This is a genomic window from Arthrobacter sp. 2YAF22_2 (assembly GCF_052114645.1).
Classification (GTDB): Bacteria; Actinomycetota; Actinomycetes; order Actinomycetales; family Micrococcaceae; genus Arthrobacter.
In genome coordinates, this window is record NZ_JBFRFD010000183.1 from 1 (window position 1) to 6,333 (window position 6,333).

Consider the following 6,333-nt stretch of genomic DNA (forward strand, 5'->3'; position numbering starts at 1 on the left):
GCGCGGATGTGCGGCGCCAACATGCTGCGGCTTTTCACGAAGATCTTGGCGCCGCTCCTGGTTCCCGGAATCCTTGCGGCTGCGGTCCTGGTGCTGGTCCGGACGGTGGGTATGTTCGAGCTGACGTTCCTGACCTCCGATTCGACCTCCGACACGCTGGTGGTTGCCTTGTTCACGGCCATGACCGGTGCCGGCATCCGGGCCCAGCAGTCCGTGGACGCGATGGCCGTCGTCTACATGCTCATGATGATGGTGCTGCTCGTGGTGGCCCTGCGTTTCGTCAATCCGACCCAGCTTGTCTCCCAGGTCCGGGAAGAGACCGACTGACCACCGGGCCGCCCCCGGCGCCGCCCCCCCTTCGCCGGCTGAAAGGCCAATTATGTCCGCCATCACCATTACCGACCGCCTCTCGCTGGCCACCGTGGCTGCGGCTGCGGGACGCCAAGGTGTCTCCGGCCCTGCCGTGGATCCCCGTTCCCTGAGTACCGGGATGGTCCACTTCGGCGTCGGCGCCTTCCACCGCGCCCACCAGGCCGTCTACACCGAGGACGCCGCGGCGGCCGCGGGTGACACCCGGTGGGGGATCCTCGGCGTCACGGGGCGTTCCGTTCGGGTGGCGGACCAGCTCGGACCCCAGGACGGCCTCTATTCTGTGCTCACCAAGGCCCGGGACTCGACGTCGCTGCGGGTCATCGGGTCGCTGCGCGGGGTCGCTTACCCGGGAACCGATACGGAGGAAGTCCTGCGGACGCTAGCGGCAGAAGGCGTCCATCTGGCGTCCCTGACGATCACCGAAAAGGGCTATCCGCGCACGGTCCGGGGCGACCTGGACCTGGCCCACGCGGGGGTGGCGGCCGACGTCGAGGCTCTCAAGGCCGAGCTCGCTGGCGGCGGCTTTGCTGGGCAGGCCCGGACTCCGCTGGGTCTGCTGGCACGCGGGCTGGCACGGCGCTTCGCTTCCTCCGGCGCACCGTTCGCGGTGGTGTGCTGCGACAACCTGATGTCGAACGGCACGGTTACCGGGGGTCTGGTCAGAGGCCTGGCGGAGGCGGCGGGGGCGGAGCGGATGCTGGAATGGCTCGACGCCGCCGTCACCTTCCCCTCCACCATGGTGGACCGGATCGTCCCCGCGACAACCGGGGCGAACCGCCGGGAGGCCGAGCGGATCCTGGGCCTCCGGGACGAGGGTCTGGTGGTTGCCGAACCCTTCGGGCAGTGGATCATCGAAGACAAGTTCCGGGGGCCGCGCCCGGCCTGGGAGCGCGCCGGGGCCGTTGTGACCGGCGACGTCCACGCGTTCGAGGTCGCCAAGCTGCGGATGCTTAATGCCACGCACTCCCTGCTGGCATACCTCGGGGCGCTCCGGGGATACCCGACCATCGCGGAGGCCGTCTCATCAAACGGGCTGGCGGAGGAGGCGCGTCGCCTGCAGCGCGACGATGTGATTCCCACCTTGGCTGCACCGCCGGGGCTGGATCTGACGGAATACGGCGAATCGATCCTGGCCCGGTTCGCCAACCCGAACCTGKGGCACAGCACCATCCAGGTAGCCATGGACGGCTCACAGAAGCTGCCGGTCAGGATCCTCGGGACGGTAGCGGACCGGCTGGCCGCCGGCGAGGTTCCGATGTCCGGAGCCTTGCTGGTGGCCGCGTGGATGTTATTCGTCTACCGCGGCCGGGACGTCAACGGCCGGCCGCTGGTCCTGGACGACCCGATGGCGGACGCGCTCCGGGCGGCCGCCGCGGGCCCGGAGTCCGGACTTGCCGGCCGCCTCCTGGCTGTCAGGGAGATTTTCCCGGCGGAACTGGCGGACCACCCCGGCTTTCGCGCGGCGGTCACCGAGGCGGTCCAGCGGTTGTTGTCGGAGATTCCGTAACCAGGCCCGTCCGGCTCCTTTTTGCTTTCATGGGCGTTTCAGCCGCGGGGGCGCAGCTGGACGTTCGGCAGGGCGGGGGCGGGCAACGGCGCGGGCGTGTTGTCGGGGAAGGGTCCGAAGCGGGGGTAGGGCGCCCCGTCCGGATAGGTTCCGCCGCCGGGCGGTGTGGCGGCTTCGGCGCCGATCTCGGCCTGCCAGGCGTCGCGGTAGGCCACGACCTCTTCATGGGTCCGTCCGATGAAGTTCCACCACATGACGATCTGCTCCCCGAGGGGCACGCCGCCGAGGACGAGCGCCCGGACCGGGTTCACACCGGCTTCCAGCACCAGGGCAGACCGTCCGGTGGGCAGGTAGACGAGGTGGTCCACCGGCACCTGTTCGCCGTCCAGCCGCAGATCGCCGGTGTCGAGCAGGACCCCGTGCTCGAAGGCCGGGTCCAGCGCGAGTTCGAGCTTCGAACCCGGCCGCAGCACGGCCTCGGCTCCCAGCAGGGCGGGGGTATACGTGTTAACCGGGGACGTCGAGCCCGCCAGCGAACCAAGGAAGACCCGCAGTTCCGTTCCGTCCCCGAGGACCGGCTCGGGGACGTAGTGCTCGAAGGTTGGCGGCATATGCCGGGTCGCCTCCGGCAGGGCGAACCACAGTTGCGCCCCGTGCAGGATGGACGTTTCCGGCGTCGAGAACTCCTGGTGCGAGATGCCCCGGCCCGCGACCATCAGATTCACCTCTCCGGGACGGACGACGGCGGTGAATCCCGCCGAGTCACGGTGCGCGACCTTGCCTGAGAACAGCCAGCTGACTGTCGCCAGGCCGGTGTGCGGGTGGCGGGGCACGTTCATCCCGCCGGAGGCTGAAACCAGGTCGGGTCCGTAATGGTCCACGAAGCACCAGGCTCCGATCAGGCTCCGCCGCTTCTGCGGCAGCGTCCGGCGAACATCCATGGCCCGGATTCCGCCGAGCGGCACCGCCCGCGGCGGGAGGACCTGGGCGTCGCCGAAGGTTTTCTCAAAGGCGCAGACAACTTCTTCCGGTACGGTCTCGAGGTTGCTCATGGGGCCAGTCTAGATCCGGCCCGCGGGGCCGGAACCCTGTGCGTCCGGCGCACCTACCGGGCGATGAAGTCCGCGTTGGAGAAAGCGACGCCGAGGGTCACGACCACCAGCACGGTGATGGCAATCGCGACGTAGCCCAGTACCAAGCCGGCGATGGCCGCGCCTCGTCCGTGCGGTTCCCGGTTCAGCGCCAAATGGCCAAGGACGACGGCGGCCAGTTGAGGGAGCAGGAAGAAGCCGAAACCCAGGAGGGACGCGATGCCGCAGCACAGGCTCGCGATGCTCAAAACCTTCGGCGCGGCGGCCACGCCGTAGTAGATCGGCTGGCCATAAGCGTCGGCGTAGGGGGCGGCCGGCGCGCCGTAGCTTCCAACCGGTTGCCCGAGATGCGGCGCCGTGGGCGGCAGCGGCGGGACATGGCCGTGGCCACGATGCTTGCTATACCCGGGCCTGGTCTGCTCGGTCATGATTCCCCCTCGACGTGCCTGGGTCCAGAATACCGCCGCGCCGTGTCATGGCAGGCCGATTCCGGCGAAAGCATGTTGCCGGACCCGCACGTCTGGCATGCTGGTRCCATGGCTAGCCGCGCGGGCACAGTTGCCCAACCCCAAGACCTTGTTGACCTCACTGCGCTCCTGGACGCGTACTACGACGTTTCGCCGGATTTGAGCGACCCCGGACAGCGGGTGGCGTTCGGGACCTCCGGACACCGCGGCTCGAGCCTTAAGGCGTCGTTCAACGAACCCCACATCGTCGCCATCACGCAGGCGATCGTGGAATATCGCGCGGGCCAGGGCATCACCGGTCCCCTGTACCTCGCGAAGGACACCCACGCGCTGAGCGAACCGGCCCAGAACTCCGCCTTGGAAGTCCTCGCGGCCAACGGCGTGAATGTGCTGATTGACGCCCGCCACGGCTACACGCYCACCCCCTCGCTGAGCCACGCCATCCTGACGCACAACAACAACTCCCCCGCCGGCGCTCCGCAGGCGGACGGCATCGTGGTGACCCCCAGCCACAACCCGCCCGGCGACGGCGGCTTCAAGTACAACCCTCCGCATGGCGGCCCGGCAGACACCGACGCCACCGGCTGGATCGCCAACCGCGCCAACGAACTCCTCGAGAACGGCCTGCGCGGGGTCAAACGGATTCCCATCGCTGACGCGCTCAGCGCCGAGACCACCGGCAAGTTCGACTTCCTCAGCAGCTACGTGGACGACCTGCCCTCGGTCCTGGACCTAAACGCGATCCGCGACGCCGGGGTCCGTATCGGCGCAGACCCGATGGGTGGCGCGTCCGTGGACTACTGGGGCGAGATCGGCGAGCGTCACCATCTGAACCTCACCGTGGTGAACCCCACCGTGGACCCGCAGTGGGCGTTCATGACGCTGGACTGGGACGAGAAGATCCGGATGGACTGCTCCTCGCCGTCGGCGATGGCCTCGCTGATCAACCGAATGGCTGCTGGTGCGGATGGGTCCGCCGCCTTCGACATCGCCACCGGCAACGACGCCGACGCCGACCGGCACGGCATCGTGACACCGTTTGTTGACGGACAGGGCGGGCTCATGAACCCGAACCATTACCTCGCCGTCGCCATCGATTACCTGTACCGGCACCGGACCGGCTGGAACCCGCAGTCCGTGATCGGCAAGACCCTGGTGTCCTCGTCGATCATCGACCGGGTTGCCGAGAGTCTCGGCCGGAAGCTCGTGGAAGTACCGGTGGGCTTCAAATGGTTCGTCCCCGGGTTGCTGTCCGGCGAAGGCGCCTTCGGCGGGGAGGAATCTGCCGGCGCCTCCTTTAACAAGATGGACGGCAGTGTCTGGACCACGGACAAGGACGGCATCCTGCTGGCGCTGCTGGCGTCGGAGATCACGGCGGCGACGGGTAAGTCGCCGTCGCAGCTGTACAAGGGCCTCACCGACCAGTTCGGCGACCCCGTCTATGCGCGGATCGACGCCGCAGCCACGCGGGAGCAGAAGGCCGCCCTGGGCAAGCTGTCGCCGTCGGACGTCACCGCGACGGAACTGGCAGGCGAGACCATCACCGCCAAGCTGACCGAGGCGCCCGGCAACGGTGCGGCGATCGGCGGCCTCAAGGTGGTCACCGAGAATGCCTGGTTCGCGGCCCGGCCCTCCGGCACCGAGGACGTCTACAAGATCTACGCCGAGTCCTTCAAGGGCGCGGATCACCTCAAGCAGGTGCAGGCCGAGGCCAAGGCCTTGGTGGACGGGGTTATTTCCTAGCCGGAGCTGGCGGCCTCTTCCTCGCGGAGGCTGGCCGCCAGCACTGACTGGTCCCGGCCCTGGGTTTTCGCCCGGTACAGGGCGGCGTCGGCGGATTCGATGAGCGCCTTGAGGTCGGCCCGCCCGGCACCGGTAGCCGCAATTCCGTAGCTGACGGTCGGCAGCTTTGCCTCGATACCGGGCTGTTGCGACTGCAGCCGGCGGCTGATATTCCCGGTCATCTCGCCGGCGCGCCCGGGCGCCACACCGGGCAGGAGCAGGATGAATTCCTCGCCTCCGTACCGCCCCACCAGGTCCGTGGAGCGAACGGACGCCAAGCAGGCCGCGGCGAAAGCCTGAAGCGCCATATCCCCGGCTGCGTGGCCGTACCTGTCGTTGACGACCTTGAAGTGGTCAAGGTCGGCCAGCACGAGTGAGGCAGGTGTCCGGGCGTTACTCAGGCGGCGCAACTCGTTGACGGCCAGGTCCAGGAAAGCGGTCCGGTTCAAGAGTCCGGTGAGCCCGTCAAGGGTGGCGCGCGCACGGAGGTCCCGGGTCAACTGTTCATTACTCAGTTCGACCATGGTGAAGGACGCGACCACCAGAACCATGGTCGTCAGGATTGTGGTCACAACCGACCCGAAGTAGGAGACAAAGATGGGCCCGTCGGGTCCCTCGGTGAGGAGGGTCAGCAGTCGGCCAGCGTAGAAGATGGTCAGCAGCGCCGAGCCGTAGGCGAGCGGACGGTGGACCCTGGAGTATTCGACCTCCAGCAGGAAGAGCTCACGCGAGGACAGACCCAACATGATTCCCATCATGGCCAGCATCATCGGGCCGCCGGACCAGCTGTTGGTTGCCGGGTGGTCCAGGACTGACACGATGCCGGTCACCGCCGGGCCGGCCAGGAGGTACCAGATTTTGGGGCTGTCCCGCCGGAGCGACCGGGCGCCGGCCCACATCGCTCCGGCGCCGCCAACCAGCAAGGTGTTCCCCAACGGGTTCGCCCAGACTTGGTGCGGGGTACCGTCCAGCAGATAGGACGCGGATCCGGTGAGAAAGAGCAGCAGGGCGGAACACCACCAGCCGCTATAGGGCGAGCGGGTCCGGCGGTAGGTGATGAAGTAGAAAAGACACAGCAAGGTCAAGGTGACCACGGCCAAGGCAACGCGGAGGG

General features: G+C 68.1%; 5 protein-coding genes and 1 pseudogene. 3 read left to right on the top strand and 3 right to left on the bottom strand.

What is annotated here, in order from left to right:
- Positions 1-327 (top strand): annotated as a pseudogene (locus AB4Y86_RS09335) (ABC transporter permease); the annotation flags it as partial.
- Between the two features lie 52 nt (positions 328-379).
- On the top strand, positions 380-1,879 hold the full coding sequence (locus tag AB4Y86_RS09340; protein ID WP_441401965.1) for a mannitol dehydrogenase family protein: 1,500 nt from the start codon (positions 380-382) through the stop codon (positions 1,877-1,879).
- 38 nt (positions 1,880-1,917) lie between these two features.
- On the opposite strand, the gene AB4Y86_RS09345 is transcribed toward AB4Y86_RS09340, so the two are convergent.
- Positions 1,918-2,931: a pirin family protein gene (locus tag AB4Y86_RS09345; protein WP_441401966.1), complete on the bottom strand. Its 1,014-nt coding sequence runs from the start codon at positions 2,929-2,931 to the stop codon at positions 1,918-1,920.
- 53 nt (positions 2,932-2,984) lie between these two features.
- Positions 2,985-3,398: a DUF4190 domain-containing protein gene (locus AB4Y86_RS09350; RefSeq protein ID WP_441401967.1), complete on the bottom strand. Its 414-nt coding sequence runs from the start codon at positions 3,396-3,398 to the stop codon at positions 2,985-2,987.
- A gap of 108 nt (positions 3,399-3,506) precedes the next feature.
- Here AB4Y86_RS09350 and pgm point away from each other — a divergent pair, with 108 nt between their 5' ends.
- The gene (gene pgm, locus AB4Y86_RS09355) at positions 3,507-5,180 is read left to right on the top strand and encodes a phosphoglucomutase (alpha-D-glucose-1,6-bisphosphate-dependent) (RefSeq protein WP_441401968.1); all 1,674 of its coding nucleotides are present in this window, start codon (positions 3,507-3,509) and stop codon (positions 5,178-5,180) included.
- Here pgm and AB4Y86_RS09360 read toward each other — a convergent pair.
- A partial coding sequence (locus AB4Y86_RS09360; RefSeq protein ID WP_441401969.1) for a GGDEF domain-containing protein occupies positions 5,177-6,333 on the bottom strand: 1,157 nt, incomplete at its 5' end. The two genes, pgm and AB4Y86_RS09360, sit on opposite strands and share 4 nt — an antisense overlap.

Excerpts from the sequence above, each read along its gene's own strand:
- AB4Y86_RS09345 (WP_441401966.1), bottom strand. The coding sequence starts at position 2,931 with ATGAGCAACCTCGAGACCGTACCGGAAGAAGTTGTCTGCGCCTTTGAG.
- AB4Y86_RS09350 (WP_441401967.1), bottom strand. The coding sequence starts at position 3,398 with ATGACCGAGCAGACCAGGCCCGGGTATAGCAAGCATCGTGGCCACGGC.